This is a genomic window from Bradyrhizobium sp. JHI2711 (assembly GCF_056156565.1).
The window spans coordinates 2,441,906-2,461,898 of the sequence record NZ_JBPZPT010000001.1 but is presented as its reverse complement, the minus strand read 5'-3'; the positions used below and the strand labels follow the sequence as shown (position 1 = coordinate 2,461,898).

Below are 19,993 nucleotides of genomic sequence, written 5' to 3'. Positions count from 1 at the left end.
CGATAAAGGACCGTTTCGGCAATAGTGGTCTCTCGGTCAACGACGCAGGAGAGATGAAAGTTCTCGATCGTATGCAAATTGATACTAAAAACTGCCCCGGGTAAGGCACCTCCCCAATTGAAGCGCTTTGTTCAGCGCGTGTCGGCCGCAGATCATGTCGTTCACGCAAACTAGCGAAGCTGCACAGGAGTTCTGATGAGCTCTACGCAAGCAATTCGTGAACGCCTGCGCGACGCCGGCGCGTCGTTTGCGGCAAACGACAATATCGCAGAATATCTGCTGCCTGGTGACATTGATGTGATCCAAGCCGAGGTCGAGCAGCACGTGCACGCTGTGCTTGAGGCCATGGTTATCGACACCAGCCGCGACCACAACACCAAAGCGACCGCGAAGCGCGCAAATTTGTGCGCCTTGCCAACTGGATCATGTCGCGCCCGCACATCCAGGAGGAGGCCGCTGTTATGCTGGCGGACGAACTGGAACGCCGTATCCTGCCGAAGGGATTGGCCGTCATCGTTAGGGCGCAGCACCAATGCATGATCTAGCGTGGTGTTCGCTAGACTGACACCATCATGATAACCAGCATCATGCGCGTGCTTTCCGCGACGACAAAATATCGCGCAGCGAATTTATGGCACTGATCAAGGATCAACCGTGACCTACCTATCGACGAAGACATACGGTCATGAAACCGGACTATCCGCTACATTTCGCCAGTGGCGCGCGCTGTCACACTGTCGTCTGCTGCACGGTTACTCGTTGTCATTTCGCTTCGAGTTCGAGGCCGACACCCTAGACGACAAGAATTGGGTCGTTGATTTTGGCGGCCTCAAAGAGCTGAAAGCGATCCTCGAACACACATTTGACCATAAGACCGTCGTAGCTGCGGACAATCCGGAGCTTGAATGGTTCCAGGAAGCGGCGCGGCGTGGCGGATATCGTTGTGCTACCTGCTGTCGGCTGCGAAAAGTTTGCCGAGCACGTCTACGGCATCGCGAGCAAGTGGCTGCTGACAGAGCGACTTGCTCCGCGTTGCCGGCTTGCATCTGTCGAAGTCAAAGAGCACGGTGCGAACAGCGCGATCTATCGGGGAACGAGCCGTGCTGCCGGTCAACGAGATCTTTGAAAGTATCCAGAGCGAAGCCTGCAAGAGCGGCACGCCGTCAGTGTTCCTGCGGCTACAGGCCTGCCCAGTTGGTTGCCTCTGGTGCGACAGCAAGCGCAGATGGAAGGCAGATCCAGCATGTCAAGTGCCGATAGCCGAGATCACGGGATCGAGGACGCCACCCGGGGCTAGGATGTCGCCGGAGGAAATATTGCTCGCCGTGCAGGGGTTTAGGGCTCGGCATGTCGTGATCACGGGTGGCGAGCCCGCAGCGTACGACTTTCAGCCATTGACGACGCTACTTATCAAGTCTGGCTTCTCGGTGCAGGTGAAGACATCGGGACCCATGCCATTCAGGTGCACCCCTGCACGTGGGTGACCATCAGCCCGAAAGTTGGCACGCCCCGTTGTTTTGGATGAACCGCTGCGGCGTGGCAACGAGATCAAACATTGCGTGGGCAAGCCTGCCGATATCGAGAAGCTCCTGGCCCTCAACATCCCTCGTGAGTTCATGCCGATAATATGGCTGCAGCCCTTGAGCCAAAGCCGCAAGGCGACGAAGCTTTGCATTCAGGAGGCGACTGCGTGCGACTGGCGTGTCAGCATTCAGACGCACAAGTTGCTCGGCGTGGGGTAAGCAACCCTGCGCGTCAAAGCGTTCTGCGGCTTCACCTTAGAGACGATCATGAATTGCGTCCTCTAAGTCTGAACTCAATGAAGGGAAAGCGGCATTCATCGCAGGCTTCTTTGCCGTTGTTCGCCATTGCCAAGCGGGCCTGATTTCAACTCTTCACATTCTAAGCGAATCCTCTCAATGACCGATTTCACATCCGAAGCCGCGCTGGTTCTATTTTCTGAGCGGTCAGGATTCCGCCACCTGCCTCGCTTGGGCGCTGTCGCGCTTTGCCCGGGTTGAGACCGTCGGCTTTGCCTATGGACAACGCCATGCGATCGAGCTGGCCTGCTGCGATCAGTTGCTGAACGGACTGAAGAAGCTGCGCGTAGACTGGGCGAGCAAGCTCGGCGACAACCATACGCTTGAGATCCCCACACTGGCTGCGATATCAAAGACTGCACTGACCGGCGAGGTCGCGATCGAGATAGGCGCGGACGGGATGGCCGCGGCGCGACAGTTGAAGAATGAGACTGTCCGCAATTTCTGCCTGAACGAATTTGAGCGCTTTTCGTTCGGCTACCGAGCCGACGGCACTGCGCCGATCCAAAACAAGGTAGGCGCCGGTGTTTAATCGCCTCCTGGCCGCTCCCGCGCACGATCTCCACGTCAGGCAGATCATGGATGAGGGCAGGGTGTTGCTCGTAAACCTGTCAAAGGGGCGGATCGGCGAGGACAGCTCGTCCCTTCTTGGCGGCTTGCTTGTGACGACGCTCGGACTTGCCGCTTTCAGTCGGGCTGAATTGCCGGCGCGTGAGCGACCAGACTTCTACGTCTACATTGATGAGTTTCAAAACTTCACCACTCTCGGGATGGCAAATATGTTCTCGGGGTTGCGCAAATATCGCGTCGGCTGCACTGTCGCACATCACTATCGTCATCGGTTAGAACCGGATGTGCGCGATGCGGTGCTCGGAAATGCCGGATCGATTATCTCCTTCAGAGTTGGTGCTGAAGATGCGCAACACCTTGCTCGCGAGTTTCTGGGAACGTTCGAGGAAGCCGATCTCCTGCAACTGCCGAACTATAGGATTTTATCTGAAGCTCATGATCGACGGGACGCCGTCGCGGCCATCTAGTGCCGGTACGCTTGAGCCCGGCGTCCTAGATTAAGACACCGCCGTTGATTAGTAAGTCTCGGCGCGTCGAGCTTCTTGCAAACCCGGCGCGGGGGGATAGCGCCCCAGGATCATCGTCTCCGGCTCATTCCGCGCTGGCACTGACCCGCTCCCCCAAGCGGAACCTCTCCTACTTTCAGCTATCGCTTCGGTGGCGACGCCGCTAATATTTCAATTTTCGGCACCTTCGGGACAAGGCTCTTTGCAAAATCGCGCGAGAGATCTCCCCATATTCCTTTTGCAGGCGGCAGACAGGATACTATCGAGCAGGGCGCAGCCGGTTTTCAGGCTTTCCTGTTCTGCCGCTGGTTCGACAGCCTGAGCGAAAACAACAGGAGCCATTCCGCGCCGATGTGCACTGCAGCAACGGTAGCCATGCGTCGAGTAGAGGCATCTCACGTTTCGGATCTCGACAAGCTATCAATGAACGTTCCAGGGGCGACATCAAGGTGATCTGGATCATGGATTTTGAGAGCGGTCTGGCCGGGGGTTGGCAACGATCTCTTTAAGATGAGCTGTCCCCAATCTCCTGAGAAAGCGAGTTGTCTTTAGGGCTGCGGCCCGCTTTATCGACGCACAGCAAGCGTTGCTTTTTGTTCTTTACTGTCGCGCAGTCCGTTATTGGCATACTGGCCCGCCGTACATCGGCTGCCAATGCGGGCGAACACGAAAAAAAAGATGATTGCGGAGCTACAAAGGTACGAGAACCATCTCTGCTTTTGAATTGACTGCCGACGATTCATCCGGACTCATCTTTCCGCAAAGAGAAGGCATGAAGGCTGCTCGCAACTCGGCAACTGCCCTCCGTGGGCGGTTCGCCCGGAGGCAGCGGCGCCGCGCAGCCTACGCGTTGCAGGCTTTCATCGTGCATCGATTAGGTTAGCTATAAGACTTATGCGCTTGCAGACCAATTCACTCAAACTTGTAGGACACCTCTAAGAAGGTACCCCATCGCTCCATGCTGTACTTTGCGAGTGCAGGGATCTGGATGAACGTGCCTCGGTCGCTGCAGCCGCTGCAGTTGAATGTGACATCGCTGTCATTCTTGGTCCACATTGCCCAGTACCGAGTGCCGACGCCGATACTGAAATTTCTGCCGAGGAGGTACGACAGCGTTCCTTCGATCTGTACGCCCCCCACCTTGCCTGCACTGATCGTAGAAAGTTGTTTCAGGACGGAGGAGATGGTTATCACGACCGGTGAAGTCGGTCCATGGCAGGTAAGCAACATCTGCGCTCACGGCGCTCAAACAGCATAGTCTCGGCGTTAAGCCCGACGCGCAGCGCATCCCAATTGGCACCTTGAGTACCGATGATTTGCTGGGCCGGAACCGCGCATGCCCCGTATGGCGAGGCTGTCTGCACGCATGCGATCGAATCCGACTTTTGGCCGAAGTAAGTGCCACTGATAAATGCGCCCAGCTTGTAGGTGCTACCGCACATAAAGTCGTAACCGACATCGGCGGTGTAGTACGTGAACCTTCCGTTGGCCTGATCTCACAGAGTGTTGCATAGGCCGTACTGCCGATGCTCGAATCCTCGTTCATTCTTCCCTTGTTGAAGCGTCCGAGCCAACGTTGCCCTTCAGGAATATCCCCCAGGACTATCAAGCCGTGCGAACAGCTCGCCGGAAATGCCGTCCAAGCCATGATAGGTGAGCGTGGAATTGGGGATGCCGCTATCTCCGGATATCGGCGGCTGATTCGTGTAGTCCCACTGGAATGTGCCTCTGCTGAGCCAGACCCGCGAGCCCCTTCGAACGACCAGTCGCCCGTATCGAAAACAGGCTTTATTGTTTTGGCGGCCGCTCGTCCCGGATAGACCGATGCGTCGAACCATTCCGCCCCGCTCGCGTCGCCGCCGAAATGGTGATTCAATCTGATCTTTCCGATGTGACAGTTGCTGGACAAGCTGGTTGTCCTGGCGGCAATGTCGGCGGGGCGGGGAACTGCACCGTCGGCGGGGTCGCCAGACGCGTCCCCATCGAAGCCCATGTAGTCGTACTCGAATTTGACACACCAAGCAGGTGTAAGCGCTTGCTCAAAGCGACTCCGACGACGGTCCAGCCGAAGCGACTATAATCGAACTGCGTTGTATGCTGCAGGAAGCCGCAAAGCGCCCCTCGAATTCGTTGTTATGTTGCCTCGGTTATGTTGCCAGGCTGCCCGCCCTGATGTAGCCCAGCGTTTGGCCTGTTAGGCCGAAGCGGCGTAACCCACTCGAGCAGTCCCTGTGACAAAGGCGTTTGGACCTGCCTCGCAAGTGGCGATAACAACAGCGCCCGAGAAGGCAAGACAGCTGTTGGTGCCATCGGAGACAGCATGGCTCGCATCGACTTCGGTGCCGGAAATCCACCTATCCGTTTGCCAGTTGTAGCCGGGAGCGGATCGGCATCCAGTATTGGCGCAGCGCCTCGACGGTCGCTGGAATGTCGAGGTGGGCATTGCGGAGAAAGTCCTCGGTCTCGCGGCCGCTTCGCGCTCCCTTAGCCTAAGCCGGGATGAGCTCGAAGCCGGTCCTGGAGGGACCGCCGATTGGCGACGAGGTTGTCAAGGTGCAGCAACTCGTGCCCTGGCCGCTCTCCTTGGGCCAATCGTCGAACCAGCGCCCGCGTGCCGTCCACCACGAAGACGCCGCAATCATAGCTGTTCCGCTGCTGGGCCATGCTAGGTGACTCCAGGCGGGCGCGCAGCCGTCGTGCGAGCTGCGCTGCCGGCTCGTGGTTGTGTCCCCGGACAGAGTCGTAGTGATAGGCAATCGGCTCTCCTCGCGTGCGGCGATCAAGGAGCAGCAGCGACCAATGCGTGCCGAGGCGATTAGGATCCATTGCATCGTTCACCGGCAGGAATAGGAAGTCGGCGGTATCATTACCATTCGGATCGTAGACGATGCGCCGGAATGCACGGAGCATGTCGGGCTCGGCGCCGAAGCGCAATTGATAGTGGGCTATCAGGGGATCCACGAACTGCGCCAGGGCGGCGAATTCCGGACGGTCCCGCTGCAACTCCTGCGCCAGGAGCTCGTAATCCCTGTGGATGTGCTCGTCGCCCAGCCATTCCTTGGCGCCGAGCGCTAGTCCGCTGCGGCCGTGGGATGAGGCTGTCGGATCCAAAGCCCCGATCTGAGCATCGGCGGATGTGCGCGGGACAGGCGCATAACTAGCATCATCACGCGGCTCCTGCGGCGTCGGCGCATTCAGATCAATCAATGGCTCACGACCCCCGTAGGTGTCTGAGCGAGCCCTGGCAAGATGCGCGGGCGCAACATGAGCATCGTCGCGCAACTCGGATGGCGTCCGTGCATTCAGATCAACAAAAGGCTCTCGGCCGCTGTAGGTGTCTGAACGAGCTCGGGCAGGATGCACTGGCGCAAAATCAGCATCGTCGCGCAATTCGGACGGCGTCAGCGCATTGAGATCAACAAATGGCTCAAGGCCAGCGTAGGCGCCTGAGCGAGCCCTGGTCGGATCGGCTGGCGCAAAGTGAGCATCGTCGCGCAATTCGGACGGCGTCCGCGCATTCAGATCAACAAAAGACTCTAGGCCGCTGTAGGTGTCTGAATGAGCCTGGGCAGGATGCACTGGCGCAAAGTCAGCATCGTCGCGCAATTCGGACGGCGTCGGCGCATTCAGATCAACAAGAGACTCTAGGCCGCCGTAGGTGTCCGAGCGAAGCCTGGTAGGATGCGCCGGCGCAAAGTGAGCATCATTGCGCAACTCGGACGGCGTCGGCGCAATCAGACCATAAGATGGCTCAAGCCTGCCCTTAGCATGTGACGCGGGCCAGGATGGTGATGCTCGTTCTTGCACCTGTTCACCCAACCAAACCCAAGCTCCGGCGCTCGGGCTGGCCGGCGTTGAGGGAAGATCCTGCGCCGAGCCCGAGTGCCAATCGCCCTGCGCGGCCGGCGAGTTCGGCTGCTCAGGGCCTGGCAGCCCCAGTTCTCGGTTCGGCTCAATGAGTTTCAAGTAGCTGCGAAGATGCGACAAATCGGGACCGTGTACTCTGCCTCCAGTCCGTTGGAATGCTACCACGTCATTGTCGAGGGATACCTGCTCCCTGCTCGAGCCGTTTAGCCGCCCGATGATGCTCCCTTTGCGCTTCTCTCTAAGCCACGCACTAAGCGCACGAAGACGCCTCGCCCGCTGTTGCGCAGACTGCCTCAGCTTCGCAGTCGGAGTTTTAAGATCTTTCAGAGCTTGGTTCAGCGCGCCCTCGATGAGGGGCGCATCTTCTGGATGAGGAACTAGGCGACGGGGGGCACCGAGGACGCGGGGTTCAGGTGCTTCCACTTCTTCACCCCCACGCAGCAGCCGCCGGAGATGATTCAGAGCCGATCTAATGCGGTTGTTGGGGTCACCGCCCGAGCTCCTGTACTTCGCAATCTCCGCGTCCAGCGATGAACCGTCGCGCAGCCGAGAAGCTACCGGGCCCCTATGACTCGCGTTGACCCAGCGAATAAATGCCCCAAGCCCGTAAACACCGTTGTTGATGGCCCCTTTGGTGAGCTTGCGCAGCTCCGCGTCTCCACGAAACTTCGCCAAGAGCTCCGCGTCTTCGACCGGAAGCTGCTCGCCGATCGGTTCGTCCGGCGACGGCATCGGGGCTTGCATCTGCGATGGTGACGCCACCACTTGATGGGATAGGGTCTGCATCAGCTGCTGCTCAACAGCGACGACCTGCGGAGGCGGCGAGGAGCTGCGTCCGTCCATCGTCTCTAAAAGCAGATCCTGCTGGTTCGCAGGCAGAGTCTCCGGCCAGCTGCCAGCTCCGTTCGACCCGCTGTGCTGCGCAGTCGTCCGCCTCGTCTCGGCGCGAACCGCGTCTTCGAGATCAGGAAGCGGGCGAATATGACGCCGTAGTTCGATCGCTCTAGCACCCGCCGGCGACCTCAGGAGATGAGCCAGTGCGGCCCCGGCTTTTCTGCGGCCATGGGGGTCCTCCTCCTTATACTGGCTGACATCTTCATCCAGCGAGTCGTGGCCAAGTCGAGCAGCAATGCCGGGCTTATGCTTTTCACGGAGGTAATCACTCAAATCGATAAGAAGAGTTGCATAGGTCCTGGCGGTGTTGGCGGTGCTTGGGGCTGCTTCTTCCTTGTACCTTTTGATGAGATCCGCATCCTGGGGATAGGGATTCCGCTCAACCCGGCTTGCAAACGGCGTGATGCCGCCCGGCGATTGGGAGGCTCTAAGAAGATCCAGTGGGATAGCGATGGCCTGCTTCTCCTTCTCGGCGAACTCCTGGGCATCCTTGTCCAGCGACTTGTCGTAAAGCCGGGAAGCAATGCCCGGCTTGTCGTTCTTTACGAGCCAATGCCCCAAGCTGAGAAGACCACGTAGATTGCGACCGACCGTGCTCTCGGAGGCCCCAGCCTTGATGAGTGCCGGCCTGAGCCCCTCAATAAGAGACGCATCTTCGCAATAAACAGGATCCAGGCTGCTACCTGCGAAAACAAAATTTGCATGGCCGGGCGGTAGCGCCGAGGCATTCAGCATCGTTCTACCGCCTTGACCGTGCGGAGGCGGCGTAGATGGGTGGCCGCTCGCCCGCATGATGGGAATCTGCTCGCCTGGCACGAGAATGTTGCTGTAACGTTCATCCGTCAGCTCGTCGTCCTGGTGGCGCCGGTTCACGGGATTAGGGGACTCTGTAGGATCCAATGCTAGGCCATGCCGCGGTGGCTGAAGACACGACGATGCACCGGCTTCGTCGACCGTCCCCAAGAATAAATCTTGATCATCCCCCTCAGCGAGTGCCGCTGGCCAACTGAAGGCGGGCTGCGACCCGCCCTGCTTAGCCGCGGCCTCAATGCCCCCGGCCCGGCCAGTGATTGACGCGACTCCGCCCGGCGACTGAGAGGCGCGGAGACGATCTAGTGCGGTAAGAACGAGGTGCCTGCGATTTTTATCGAAGATCGCAGCGTCGTTGCTCAGCGATTCGTCGTTAAGCCGAGCAGCCACTCCCGGCTTTTTTTTTGCGAAGAGCCACCGGCTAAATCTGCGAAGAGGACCAACATAATTCGTCTTAGCGGTGATCTCCTCGTACCCAGCCTCAACGAGTGCTTCTTGAAGTCCGGAAATCAAGCGTGCGTCTTCGGGATGAAAAGGGGGACCGTTGAGTTTTCTCGCTCCGTTACGGAGATGATCAAGTGCCGCGCCGATACTTTTGCTACCCCCGGCGTCCTTGTAGCGCTTGATCTCTTCATTCAGCGGTTCGTCGTCGTTCCATGTCTCGTCCTGAAACCGAGCAGCAATGCCACGCTTGTTGTTTGCACGAAGGTAGTGGCTGAAATCCGTGAGAATAGATGCATAGGTTTTGGCGGTACTTGAAGTTCGGGCCGCCACTGCTTGCTTTTTGTATTCCTTGATGAGAGTCCCGTCCTTGGGATAAGGAGTCAGGTCAGGGCGGCCTGCGATCGGTACGGCTCCTCCCGTCAATTGAGAGGTCCGCAGATGAGCTAGTGCCCAAGGGACGTTCGCCGTCCCACCTTTTATTATGAACTCCTCGACATCCTTGTCCATCGTCTCGTCATGAAGCCGATCAGCAATGGCCGGCTTGTCGTTTGCAAAGAGCCAACGGCTCAAGCTGAGCAGATAACCGACGTAGCTCGTGGCGGTGCTCTCAACGGCTCCACCCAAGAGGAGCGCCTGCTTAAGGCCGGAAATAAGGGGCGCATCCTTAGCATAAAGCGGATCCTTGCTGCGACCTACCAAGACCCAATTTGATTGAGCGGTCTGCAGCGCTGAGGCGCCCAGCACCGCCTCATCCTCTCCGGCATGCGCCTCAGATCGCGATGCATCCGCTTGATGGGCGCGGACCTGCATGAGCACGGGAGCAGACGGCACAGCGATCTCGCCCAGCTGCTGCTCAAAGGCGGCCGCATCTGTGGACGGAGCCGATGAGCTCTCTTGCGGGCCCGCGGTGCCCGATTGTTGACGCACCCAGTTGGTGGATTCGAACTTCATTCGTTCTCAGTTTCGGAATAATAGGCCAATTTGAAGCCTGAGGTCGCTTGTGATTTGCCACGGAACCGCAAGAATACTGGAGCGCGCGGTCGGAGTGCTTGGACGCGGCGTTCTGGGGCGTTCACGATAGTTTTCTGCTGGAGACTCTATGAGCGATAGCTGTCGAGAACCTGACGCGGAGCCGCCGACTTGTTGCAGCGGACACCCAGGCTGCCCCCTTGGCCGGAAATCAATAAAGACCTGTTCACCGGAGAATCAGACGCGCCAGCTCGGTCGTCAGAGATCTACCGCGGTCTCGACTCTTTCATTGATCTGCCGGCCACACCGCACCAGATGCGTGACGATGCTCACTCAGTGCCGGTGCTCAGCCCGGCCGGTAGTGCCGCGTTCTTCGTCGGGCCATCAGGCGTGCTTCAGGAGCTTGAGGATATCGGATATCTCGTTCCCGAGGATTGGCAGCATGGCTCCCAGCCGGTGGCGGATGTCCAGATCCGTATCCTGAATAACCACGGGTTGCTGCCGACCCAGTTCAGCGGCCCAAGGCAGGTTTTGATCAACGGTGAGACCTACTCGATCGCATTAGGGCCGCGAGGACGCGGTGCACAATTCATCCATCATCCTCGCCCGTCCCCGGTCCCGCCTGCTCAGATCGGCCCTTTGACCGGAGTCTCTGTTGACCGCAGCGGACGCGTCCTGGGCCCCACGCAGTGGCTGGGTGACGAGCATATTGAGCGGGACTATGGGGTCCTGAGGCGGGAGTTGCAGGAGAGCAATCCCGATCTCGCCGCCCGGATGCGGTTCGTGGATCCTTTGATAGCCCAAATGTTGCGGTCAGGCTCCAACGAGGACGCGGAACGCGCATTCGGGTGGAGTCGCGGTGATAGAGCCGACTTCCTGTTCCTGCCGGTTAAGCGATGCCAGCGCTGCGGATAGAGGGTGGCGCGGCAGTCACTGGTCGCTGCTGCTGGTTGATCGCCGCGATCGGGCAAGACCGGCTGCCTATCACTAGGACTCTGCGCCAGGACCCAATAACCTGCCCGCAGAGCAGCTCGCAGAACGGCTGCAGGCCAACCTGCAACAGGGCTCCATGCGCGAGCAGAGCAACACCTATGATTGCGGCGTCTTTGTCGTGGACGGCACCCGGGAGCTGGCGGAAGGACGGCATCCAGACCCGCTGAACCTCAGCAACCTCCGCATCAATCGGCGGGCACTGCAGGACCGGCTAAGGGCTGGGGTCAGCTTCAACTGAATAGAGCGCGCGCAGCTGGTTGAAATGCAACTTCTCGCCGATTGAAGGTCCACAATCGCGCGTTCGCAGAGCATCATGGTGTCTCACAAGTCAGGAGCGGAGACTGGAGCTAAGGCTATTTTCGCAGACGGCGAAGGAGCCCGACGGCGATTGCGCGGCCAGCTTCCGACGGCCGCACAGCCATCATCAACCTCTCCGGTATCATCTTTCCCAAACAGCCGCAGCTGGGACTAAAGGCCCAGCTGCGAGCTAAACACGTGGAGACGTCGCGCCAACATTGCTCCACGAATTGACCCGGCGGCTTGGCTCTCGGCATTTTGGATCCATATTTCGATTGAATCGCCTGTCCAATCATGCTGCGTCTATGCAGCGATGCTCCCGCGCCTGGGGTGATCGGCGCCCAAGTTCTGCAAAACCTGCAGCCAGGCGCCTCCTTTCCGAAGCTTGAATGGTTGACAGACTTATACCAGCCTCCGCGGGCCATGCTGTGCGTGCCGCGAGCACATACAAACCACCACGAGAATCCGCCGGTCGGCCTTCGCGCGACGGCGTGAGTTGTTCGGCTGCTGATTCCGCTCGATGTCGCCCACCATTGAACGAACCCGCTCCGCGGGAGGCCGTGGCGAGACCATTTATCTAAGAGGCATCTGTTTGAAGGATGGGACCGCAAGTCCGTTCCTCTCAATACAGGAGTGCCTCATGGCCACGATGAGTTCGAGCCCGCTGCGCCGCCGCATGATCGACGATATGACGCTGCGCAACTTGTCACCGTCGACGCAGCAATCCTATGTCTACGCGGTTGCAAACTTTAGCCGACATTTCGGCCGATCGCCCGACAAGCTCAGCCTTGAGCAGGTGCGCGCGTACCAACTGCACCTGATCGGGTTGAAGCGGTCGTGGACCCACATCAACCAAGTGACGTGCGCGTTACGCTTTTTCTATGCGCGGGCGCACGGAGGCGATTGAGAACATTATTTCGGCCTGTGAGCCGGTCAAGCAACCGCTGGTGCTGAGTGCGGAGGAAGTCGCCCGTTTCCTGGAGGTTGTACCGGCCCTGCGCGACCGCGTTGCGCTGGTGACGGCCTATGCTGCCGGGCTACGAGCCGGCAAGGTCAGCCGCCTTGAGGCCCAGCGCGATCGACAGCAAGCGCATGCTGATCCTGATCACCGCCGGCAAAGGCGGCAAGGACCGTTACGTGATGCTGTCGCCGCGGCTGCTCAGCATCCTGCGATCCTACTGGTGTCTGGCCAAACCGCGCCATTGGCTGTTTCCAGGGCGCAATCCGGACGATCCGGTGAGTGTCGGCACGTTGCAAGAGGCCTGCCGCAAAGCTCGGCAACATGCCGGTCTCGATAAGCAGGTGACGACACATGTTCTGCGCCATAGCTTCGCTACTCACCTTTACGAGCGCGGTACTGATACCCGGCTCATCCAAGTCCTTCTTGGGCATGCGCGACTGTTATCGACGGAGCGCTACACGCACGTCGCAACCAATCCGCAGCCCGTGGTGCAGACCTGCATCGTGCACCTAATCCGAGCGTTTCGGCAGTTCTGTTGATTGGTATCGGCGGGTTCGGCAAATGCCGCATTCTCAAACAGGCGGTCGAGGCGTTCGAGATAGCCAATAAGAGTATCGTCGTCCGCCACTTGTCGCGTAACGCTGAGGTAACCAAGAAGAGCCTTGAGGATATCGGCGACAACGCAGGAAGCCGCTCACCCGCTGCAGTCAATTCGGATGCTTGAAATATCCCGTAAAGGCTGCGCCGCACATGCGGCGCGAGAGCGGGCCTTTTGTCGGGCACTTGCTGCGCCGGTTGTCGGCATTGAGACAATGCAAGAAGCCTGACACTAGGAAGTGCCTGCTGAGCCTCCGATTCACTCCGGCACGCGATTTGCTCGTTCACGGCATCATCACTATCGCAACGCGATTGGTCTTCGAGACGGAAACGGCGCCTTCGCTGTTCGCGTCTGGTCCGTTCCGACGGTTTGCGTGGCAATGACTTGTCGCTCGCTTGTGACCAAGAAAATGCAGGAAGTGTTGGATGCGATCTAGAGTTCTCCTTTTGGGAGCCACAACAGTTGCGCTCGTCGCGGTGCAACCAAAGCGGCAGACCTTGAGCCAGGAGCGAACTGCGCATGGCGCTGTGGGCGTGGTCCGGAGGCTATAGTGGCGGACAGGTCGGTGGCGGGTGGGTCGAGCCTCCTTCACCAATCCCTGCGGTCAGTCGATCTATGACAGCCGACGGGTTCGAGCCGCACGGCGGCATAACGCGCACCTGTCGATTGGCCAAGGGCCGCATTTCTGCTTGGGCGCTGGGCTGGCGCGCCTACAGCGATGCGCCTTCCCCGCGCTGTTCGTGCGACTAGAGGATGTCGCGCTGATCATCGCCGCGGAGGACCGTCGTCTACATGCCGTCTTACGTCATTCGCTGCCCGCAGCGCTCGCCGGTCACCTTCCGCCCTTCCATCGCTTAGAGAGTGAAGTGCCACCATGTCCGAACAACCCTTGCCGAGGCTGCCGATGTGGCGCGTCGATCACATCGAGCCCTCGCCCGAGATGTTGATGCTACGCGCCAACGGTCCGATCCACCGCGTGCGCTTCCCGTCCGGGCACGAAGGCTGGTGGGTGACAGGCTACGACGAGGCCAAGGCGGTGCTGTCTGACGCGGCGTTCCGGCCCGCGGGAATGCCGCCGGCGGCATTCACTCCGGATTCGGTGATTCTCGGTTCGCGGGGCTGGCTGGTCTCGCACGAGGGAGCCGAACATGCCCGGTTACGCAAGATCGTGGCGCCGGCCTTCTGCAACCACAGGGTGAAGCTGCTCGCCCAGCAGGTCGAGGCGATCGCCGCGCAGTTGTTCGAGACGTTGGGGGCCCAGCCCCAGCCCGCCGACCTGCGGCGCCACCTCTCGTTTCCCCTTCCGGCCATGGTCATCAGCGCGCTGATGGGCGTGCTCTACGAGGATCACGCCTTTTTCGCCGGGCTGTCCGACGAGGTGATGACGCACCAGCATGAAAGCGGCCCGCGCAGCGCGTCGCGCCTGGCTTGGGAAGAACTGCGCGCCTACATTCGCGGCAAGATGCGGGACAAGCGCCAGGATCCGGGCGACAACCTGCTAACGGATCTGCTCGCGGCGGTTGACCAGGGCAAGGCGACGGAGGAAGAGGCGATCGGCTTGGCGGCGGGTATGCTGGTGGCGGGCCACGAGAGCACCGTCGCGCAGATCGAATTCGGCCTGCTGGCCATGTTCCGCCATCCGCAACAGCGCGAACGCCTGGTCGGCGATCCATCCCTGGTGGACAAGGCGGTGGAGGAAATCCTGCGTATGTACCCGCCGGGCGCGGGCTGGGACGGCATCATGCGCTATCCGAGGACCGACGTGACCATCGCGGGCGTTCATATTCCCCCGGAAAGCAAGGTGCTGGTCGGCCTGCCGGCGACGTCGTTCGATACGCGCCATTTCGTCGACCCGGAAATCTTCGACATCGGGCGCGACGGAGAGCCGCACCTGGCGTTCTCTTCCGGGCCGCACTCCTGCATCGGCGGCGCGCTGGCCAGGCTAGAACTCAAGGCGGTGTTCGGTTCGATCTTCCAGCGCTTTCCCGAGCTGCGCTTGGCCTTAGCCCCCGAAGAACTGAAGTTGCGCAAGGAGATCATCACCGGCGGGTTCGAGGAGTTCCCGGTGCTCTGGTGATGTGCGGACGCCGCTGGGGGATCGCGATCGTCTCCGCGATTTGCCGGCGTGCCTGCCACGTACCGGTCAGATCAGCCAGCCAATAGGTAACCAGGATGGACGTGCAAGAAACAACATGCCGGGACGCCTTCGCCGAACTGGCGTCGCCGGCGTGGATTCACGACCCGTATCCATTCATGCGGTGGTTGCGCGAGCACGATCCGGTGCATCGCGCGGCGTCGGGCCTCTTTCTGTTGAGCCGCCACGCCGACATCTGCTGGGCTCTCAAGGCCACGGGCGATGCTTTTCGAGGACCGGCGCCCGGCGAACTGGCGCGCTATTTCCCGCGTGCGGCGAGAAGCCTGTCGCTCAATCTGCTGGCGTCCACGCTTGCGATGAAGGACCCACCGACGCATACGCGTCTGCGCCGGCTGATCTCGCGCGATTTCACCATGCGCCAGATCGACAACCTGCGGCCGAGCATCGCGCGCATCGTCGCAGCGCGGCTGGACGGCATGGCGCCCGCGCTGGAGCGCGGGGAGGCGGTGGACCTTCATCGGGAATTCGCGCTGACCTTGCCCATGCTGGTCTTCGCCGAACTGTTTGGCATGCCCCAGGACGACATTTTCGGGCTCGCCGCCGGCATCGGCGGCATCCTGGAAGGCCTGAGCCCGCACGCCAGCGATCCCCAGCTCGCCGCGGCGGACGCGGCCAGCGCCAGAGTGCAGGCCTACTTCGGCGACCTCATACAGTCCAAGCGCACCAATCCCCGCCACGACATCGTGTCGATGCTGGTCGGCGCACATGACCACGATGCCGACACGCTGTCGGATGCGGAGTTGATCAGCATGCTGTGGGGCATGCTGCTGGGCGGCTTCACCACCACTGCTGCGAGCATCGACCATGCCGTCCTGGCGATGCTGGCGTATCCCGAACAGCGGCACTGGCTGCAGAAGGACGCCGCGGGGGTGAGGGCATTCGTCGAAGAAGTCCTGCGCTGCGACGCGCCCGCGATGTTCAGCTCCATTCCGCGTATCGCCCAGCGCGACATCGAACTGGACGACGTGGTGATCCCGAAGAACGCGGACGTGCGCGTGCTGATCGCGTCCGGCAATCGCGACCCGGACGCCTTCGCCGATCCCGATCGCTTCGATCCCGCGCGGTTCTACGGCACCAGTCCAGGCATGTCGACCGACGGGAAGATCATGCTGAGCTTCGGCCACGGCATTCACTTCTGCCTCGGTGCGCAACTGACCCGGGTGCAGTTGGCCGAGAGCCTGCCCCGGATCCAGGCCCGCTTCCCCACGCTGGCATTGGCCGAGCAGCCGACCCGGGAGCCCTCGGCGTTCCTTCGGACGTTCCGCGCACTGCCGGTGCGGCTGCATGCGCAGGGGAGCTGAGATGCGCGTCATGGTCGACCAGGATCTGTGCGGAACCAGCGGGCAGTGCGTGCTGACGCTGCCGGGCACCTTTCGCCAGCGCGAACCGGACGGCGTGGCCGAAGTGTGCGTGGCGAAGGTCCCGCAGGCGCTGCACGCCGCCGTGAGGCTCGCGGCGAGCCAGTGCCCGGTCGCCGCCATTCGGGTCATCGAAAGCGACGCTGGCGATGGCGAGCGCGCCAGCGCGCACCCTGCGCCTTCTCCAGCGGAGGCCGAGCGGCATGCCGCGAAAGACCAACACAATCTAGGGCGATACATGGGACGGTTTGAAAGCAAAGTGGCCGTGGTGACCGGCGCCGGAGCCGGCATCGGCAAGGCATGCGCCCTCGCCATCGCGCGCGAGGGCGGCAGAGTGGTGGTGGCCGACATTGATGGATCGGCGGCTATCGCCTGCACCGCGCAGATCGCGGCCGAAGCGGGCCACGCGCTCGCCCTGGCGATCGACATCGCCGATGCGCAGGCGGTGGCAGCGCTGTTCGAGACGGCGGAGCGGCACTTCGGTGGGGTCGACCTGCTGGTGAACAACGCGAGCGCGATGCATCTGACCCCGCGCGACCGCGCGATCCTTGAGCTGGACCTAGCGGTCTGGGATCAGACCATGGCGACCAATCTGCGTGGCACGCTGCTCTGCTGCCGGCAGGCCATCCCACGGATGATCGCCCGCGGAGGTGGCGCGATCGTCAACATGTCGTCGTGCCAGGGGCTCAGCGGTGACACCGCGCTGACATCCTACGCCGCGTCGAAGGCGGCGATGAACATGCTGTCGGCCTCGCTCGCCACCCAGTACGGTCATGCGCAGATCCGCTGCAATGCGGTTGCACCCGGTCTCATCATGACCGAGCGTCTCCTCGCCAAGCTGGACGCGTACATGCAAACCGATCTGCGCCGGCACCAGCTCCTGCCGCGCGTGGGCCGCCCCGAGGACGTGGCCGCGCTGGTGGCGTTCCTGCTCTCCGACGATGCTGCGTTCATCACCGGCCAGGTCGTGTGCATCGACGGCGGCATGCTGGCGCATGTGCCGACATACGCCGACGGTGGCAACAGCCGCGCCGCGCGGCCTGCCGGCGAGACCGCCGAAGCGGACGCGGCGCCGCGCTGCTGATGGACATGCTGCTCAACCCGCTGAACCGTCGGCATCGGCTGCGGCACGACATCCCGGTCGTGCCCGGCGCTTTTCCCTTGGTCGGGCATCTTCCCGCCGTCGTCTGCGACCTGCCGCGCCTGCTGCGGCGCGCGGAACGGACGCTGGGCAGCCACTTCTGGCTAGATTTCGGCCCTGCCGGACACCTGATGACCAGTCTGGATCCGGATGCTCTCGCAGTGCTCCGGCACAAGGACGTGTCCTCGGCGCTCATCGAAGACATCGCGCCCGAATTGTTTGGCGGAACGTTGGTCGCCCAGGATGGCATCGCGCACCGGCAGGCGCGCGATGCGATCCAGGCGGCGCTTCTGCCCAAGGGGCTGACCCAGGCCGGCATCGGCGAGCTGTTCGCGCCCGTCATCCGGGCGCGCGTGCAGAGATGGCGCGACCGGGGCGACGTCACCATCCTGCGCGAAACCGGCGATCTGATGCTCAAGCTCATCTTCAGTCTCATGGGAATCCCCGCGCAGGACCTGCCGGGATGGCATCGCAAGTACCGGCAACTGCTGCAGTTGGTCGTCGCGCCCCCGGTCGACCTGCCCGGACTGCCCTTGCGGCGCGGCCGCGCCGCCCGCGACTGGATCGATGCGCGGTTGCGCGAGTTCGTCCGCGCCGCGCGCGAACATGCCGCGCGCACCGGGTTGATCAACGACATGGTGAGCGCCTTCGATCGCAGCGACGATGCGCTTTCCGATGACGTCCTGATCGCCAATATCCGCTTGCTGCTGCTTGGTGGTCACGACACCACCGCCTCGACGATGGCCTGGATGGTGATCGAGCTGGCGCGGCAGCCTGGGCTGTGGGACGCGCTGGTCGAGGAGGCGCAACGCGTAGGCGCGGTGCCGACCCGGCACGCGGACCTGGCGCAGTGTCCGGTCGCCGAGGCGCTGTTCCGCGAGACGCTGCGCGTGCATCCGGCGACGCCGCTCCTGGTGCGTCGCGCATTGCGTGAATTGCGACTCGGCCAACGGCGCATTCCCGCGGGCACCGATCTGTGCATCCCGCTGCTGCATTTCTCGACCTCGGCGCTGCTGCACGAGGCGCCTGATCAGTTTCGGCTGGCGCGGTGGCTGCAACGCACCGAGCCGATCCGGCCGGTGGACATGCTGCAGTTCGGTACCGGCCCACACGTCTGCATGGGCTACCACCTGGCATGGCTGGAACTGGTGCAGTTCTGTATCGCCTTGGCGCTGACCATGCACGAGGCCGGGGTGCGGCCGCGGTTGCTGAGCGGCGTCGAAAAAGGCCGGCGCTATTACCCGACCGCGCATCCGTCCATGACTATCCGCATCGGATTCTCATGAGCTGGCATCGCATGCCCCGTGTGGTGAGGCAGCGGCGCCGGCGACACGCGGCATTGCTCCACTCGGCGCGCGCGCTCGGTGCGAGGCCGGCAACACCGCGGCGGCTCGCGGCTCGCCGTGGCCGTCTCCTGGCAGGTACAAGGACATGAACAACATGCAGACCGGTTCCACGCCACACGACGACCGAGCTGGCGTTTCCGCGAACGGCGGATCGGGCGCGCAGGCGCGCGGCGCATCCGGCAGGCTGCTGCCCGAGATTTGGATGCAGGACGGCGCAAAGCGGGTCGAACAGGCGCTGGCGCGTCTTCTCTGCGCCGAAGACGACGGTGAGACCGAGCTGATGGCGGCGATGCGCTACGCCACCTTGCATGGCGGCAAGCGCACCCGCGCCTTGCTCTGTTTGGCTGCCGGCGCACTGGCCGACACGCCGGCGCACATGCTCGACGAAGTCGGCGCCGCCATCGAGATGATGCACGCCTGTACGTTGGTCCACGACGATCTGCCTGCGATGGACGACGACGTGCTTCGCCGCGGCCTTCCGACCGTGCACGTCAAGTTCGGCGAAGCCACCGCGATCTTGGTGGGCGATGCGCTGCAGGCGCACGCCTTCCTGACCCTGGCGAGCCTGGATGCGCCGGGCGACAACCGTATTGCGCTCGTGCGCGAACTGGCGCAGGCGGTGTCCGCCGAGGGGGCCGCGGGCGGGCAGGCCATGGATCTGTCGCTGGTTGGAAAGCACGTCGAGCTGGACAGGATCCTGGTGATGCACCGGATGAAGTGCGGAGCGCTAGTGCGCGCATCCGTTCGCATGGGCGCGCTATGCGCCATTGCGGAGGATGCCGCGCACGCTGCGATGTACTGTGCGCTCGATCGCTACAGCGCCCATTTCGGCCTGGCGTTGCAGGTGATCGACGACATTCTCGACGCGACAGTAGATACCGCGACGCTGGGCAAGACCCCCGGCAAGGACGCGGCGGCGCGGAAGCCGACCTGCGCGTCGATCATGGGGCTGCAGGCAGCGCGGCAGTTCGTGATGGATCTGTTGCGCGACGCCGGGGAGGCCGTCGCCCCGTTGGGGCCGCGTGCGGAACGGTTGGCGCAGATCCTGCAGCGGGCCGACGCCTATCTGTTCAAGCACGCGCCATGCGCATGAGCGCGCCGGTCCACATGGAGTCGCCCCTGGGCCGCTGCGATCGGCCTGCGGCAGCGGTGCATGTTGTCCGAATCCGTGGCGCTGAGCGCAGCGGTTGCCCAGCATGGCCGCGACGGGCCTGCGGCGACGTGCGCGGCGTCTGCCCGATCCTGGTTCCCGTCAACCGTCTGC

The 19,993-nt window shown here is 62.0% G+C and carries 16 protein-coding genes and 3 pseudogenes; 18 read left to right on the top strand and 1 reads right to left on the bottom strand.

All coding sequences use genetic code 11. The features are described 5' to 3' along the window. Positions 1-425 precede the first annotated feature (425 nt). The 7 genes and pseudogenes from ACTEK7_RS11585 (at position 426) to ACTEK7_RS11555 (ending at position 2,857) form a co-directional block, all read left to right on the top strand. Entirely contained in the window at positions 426-545 is a 120-nt protein-coding gene (locus ACTEK7_RS11585; RefSeq protein ID WP_249782202.1) for a GTP cyclohydrolase I, read from the top strand. A 109-nt stretch (positions 546-654) separates the two neighbouring features. Continuing rightward, positions 655-912 (top strand): annotated as a pseudogene (locus tag ACTEK7_RS11580) (6-pyruvoyl trahydropterin synthase family protein); the annotation flags it as partial. A 16-nt stretch (positions 913-928) separates the two neighbouring features. Next, on the top strand, positions 929-1,126 hold the full coding sequence (locus ACTEK7_RS11575) for a hypothetical protein (protein WP_225131124.1): 198 nt from the start codon (positions 929-931) through the stop codon (positions 1,124-1,126). Next, on the top strand, positions 1,068-1,484 hold the full coding sequence (locus ACTEK7_RS11570; protein ID WP_368736808.1) for a radical SAM protein: 417 nt from the start codon (positions 1,068-1,070) through the stop codon (positions 1,482-1,484). The genes ACTEK7_RS11575 and ACTEK7_RS11570 overlap by 59 nt, the downstream gene beginning before the upstream one ends. A gap of 15 nt (positions 1,485-1,499) precedes the next feature. Beyond that, a complete protein-coding gene (locus tag ACTEK7_RS11565; RefSeq protein WP_225131055.1) occupies positions 1,500-1,742 on the top strand; it encodes a hypothetical protein in 243 nt (80 codons plus the stop codon). 177 nt (positions 1,743-1,919) lie between these two features. Further along, a pseudogene (locus ACTEK7_RS11560) lies at positions 1,920-2,223 on the top strand (7-cyano-7-deazaguanine synthase); the annotation flags it as partial. A gap of 121 nt (positions 2,224-2,344) precedes the next feature. Next, the gene (locus ACTEK7_RS11555) at positions 2,345-2,857 is read left to right on the top strand and encodes a type IV secretory system conjugative DNA transfer family protein (protein WP_225131052.1); all 513 of its coding nucleotides are present in this window, start codon (positions 2,345-2,347) and stop codon (positions 2,855-2,857) included. A gap of 2,523 nt (positions 2,858-5,380) precedes the next feature. On the opposite strand, the gene ACTEK7_RS11550 is transcribed toward ACTEK7_RS11555, so the two are convergent. Continuing rightward, positions 5,381-9,862, bottom strand: coding sequence for a Ulp1 family isopeptidase (locus tag ACTEK7_RS11550; RefSeq protein ID WP_225143495.1), 4,482 nt, complete (start codon positions 9,860-9,862; stop codon positions 5,381-5,383). Between the two features lie 189 nt (positions 9,863-10,051). On the opposite strand from ACTEK7_RS11550, the gene ACTEK7_RS11545 reads away from it, so the two are divergent. From ACTEK7_RS11545 to ACTEK7_RS11495, 11 genes and pseudogenes are all read left to right on the top strand, one after another. Further along, the gene (locus ACTEK7_RS11545) at positions 10,052-10,795 is read left to right on the top strand and encodes a hypothetical protein (RefSeq protein ID WP_225131048.1); all 744 of its coding nucleotides are present in this window, start codon (positions 10,052-10,054) and stop codon (positions 10,793-10,795) included. Between the two features lie 154 nt (positions 10,796-10,949). Beyond that, positions 10,950-11,111, top strand: coding sequence for a C48 family peptidase (locus ACTEK7_RS11540; protein ID WP_225131038.1), 162 nt, complete (start codon positions 10,950-10,952; stop codon positions 11,109-11,111). Positions 11,112-11,810: 699 nt separating this feature from the next. Beyond that, the gene (locus tag ACTEK7_RS11535) at positions 11,811-12,077 is read left to right on the top strand and encodes a site-specific integrase (RefSeq protein WP_249782201.1); all 267 of its coding nucleotides are present in this window, start codon (positions 11,811-11,813) and stop codon (positions 12,075-12,077) included. A 119-nt stretch (positions 12,078-12,196) separates the two neighbouring features. Further along, the gene (locus ACTEK7_RS11530) at positions 12,197-12,670 is read left to right on the top strand and encodes a tyrosine-type recombinase/integrase (RefSeq protein ID WP_249782200.1); all 474 of its coding nucleotides are present in this window, start codon (positions 12,197-12,199) and stop codon (positions 12,668-12,670) included. Then, on the top strand, positions 12,667-12,855 hold the full coding sequence (locus tag ACTEK7_RS11525; RefSeq protein WP_225131036.1) for a hypothetical protein: 189 nt from the start codon (positions 12,667-12,669) through the stop codon (positions 12,853-12,855). The genes ACTEK7_RS11530 and ACTEK7_RS11525 overlap by 4 nt, the downstream gene beginning before the upstream one ends. 748 nt (positions 12,856-13,603) lie before the next feature. Further along, positions 13,604-14,806 (top strand): cytochrome P450, encoded by a 1,203-nt coding sequence (locus ACTEK7_RS11520; protein ID WP_225131025.1) that lies wholly within the window; start codon positions 13,604-13,606, stop codon positions 14,804-14,806. Between the two features lie 95 nt (positions 14,807-14,901). Then, positions 14,902-16,185 (top strand): cytochrome P450, encoded by a 1,284-nt coding sequence (locus ACTEK7_RS11515; RefSeq protein ID WP_225131022.1) that lies wholly within the window; start codon positions 14,902-14,904, stop codon positions 16,183-16,185. Position 16,186: 1 nt separating this feature from the next. Further along, a pseudogene (locus tag ACTEK7_RS11510) lies at positions 16,187-16,474 on the top strand (ferredoxin); the annotation flags it as partial. Positions 16,475-16,480: 6 nt separating this feature from the next. Continuing rightward, positions 16,481-17,326, top strand: coding sequence for an SDR family oxidoreductase (locus ACTEK7_RS11505; protein ID WP_225131121.1), 846 nt, complete (start codon positions 16,481-16,483; stop codon positions 17,324-17,326). Continuing rightward, a complete protein-coding gene (locus ACTEK7_RS11500) occupies positions 17,326-18,669 on the top strand; it encodes a cytochrome P450 (protein WP_225131020.1) in 1,344 nt (447 codons plus the stop codon). Before ACTEK7_RS11505 ends, ACTEK7_RS11500 begins: the two co-directional genes overlap by 1 nt. Before the next feature lie 154 nt (positions 18,670-18,823). Beyond that, complete coding sequence (locus tag ACTEK7_RS11495) at positions 18,824-19,822, top strand: polyprenyl synthetase family protein (RefSeq protein WP_225131119.1); 999 nt, start codon at positions 18,824-18,826, stop codon at positions 19,820-19,822. The last annotated feature ends 171 nt before the right edge of the window (positions 19,823-19,993 follow it).

Excerpts from the sequence above, each read along its gene's own strand:
- ACTEK7_RS11585 (WP_249782202.1), top strand. The coding sequence starts at position 426 with ATGTCGCGCCCGCACATCCAGGAGGAGGCCGCTGTTATGCTGGCGGAC.
- ACTEK7_RS11550 (WP_225143495.1), bottom strand. The coding sequence starts at position 9,862 with ATGAAGTTCGAATCCACCAACTGGGTGCGTCAACAATCGGGCACCGCG.
- ACTEK7_RS11540 (WP_225131038.1), top strand. The coding sequence starts at position 10,950 with ATGCGCGAGCAGAGCAACACCTATGATTGCGGCGTCTTTGTCGTGGAC.
- ACTEK7_RS11535 (WP_249782201.1), top strand. The coding sequence starts at position 11,811 with ATGGCCACGATGAGTTCGAGCCCGCTGCGCCGCCGCATGATCGACGAT.
- ACTEK7_RS11530 (WP_249782200.1), top strand. The coding sequence starts at position 12,197 with ATGCTGCCGGGCTACGAGCCGGCAAGGTCAGCCGCCTTGAGGCCCAGC.
- ACTEK7_RS11520 (WP_225131025.1), top strand. The coding sequence starts at position 13,604 with ATGTCCGAACAACCCTTGCCGAGGCTGCCGATGTGGCGCGTCGATCAC.
- ACTEK7_RS11515 (WP_225131022.1), top strand. The coding sequence starts at position 14,902 with ATGGACGTGCAAGAAACAACATGCCGGGACGCCTTCGCCGAACTGGCG.
- ACTEK7_RS11505 (WP_225131121.1), top strand. The coding sequence starts at position 16,481 with ATGGGACGGTTTGAAAGCAAAGTGGCCGTGGTGACCGGCGCCGGAGCC.
- ACTEK7_RS11500 (WP_225131020.1), top strand. The coding sequence starts at position 17,326 with ATGGACATGCTGCTCAACCCGCTGAACCGTCGGCATCGGCTGCGGCAC.
- ACTEK7_RS11495 (WP_225131119.1), top strand. The coding sequence starts at position 18,824 with ATGCAGACCGGTTCCACGCCACACGACGACCGAGCTGGCGTTTCCGCG.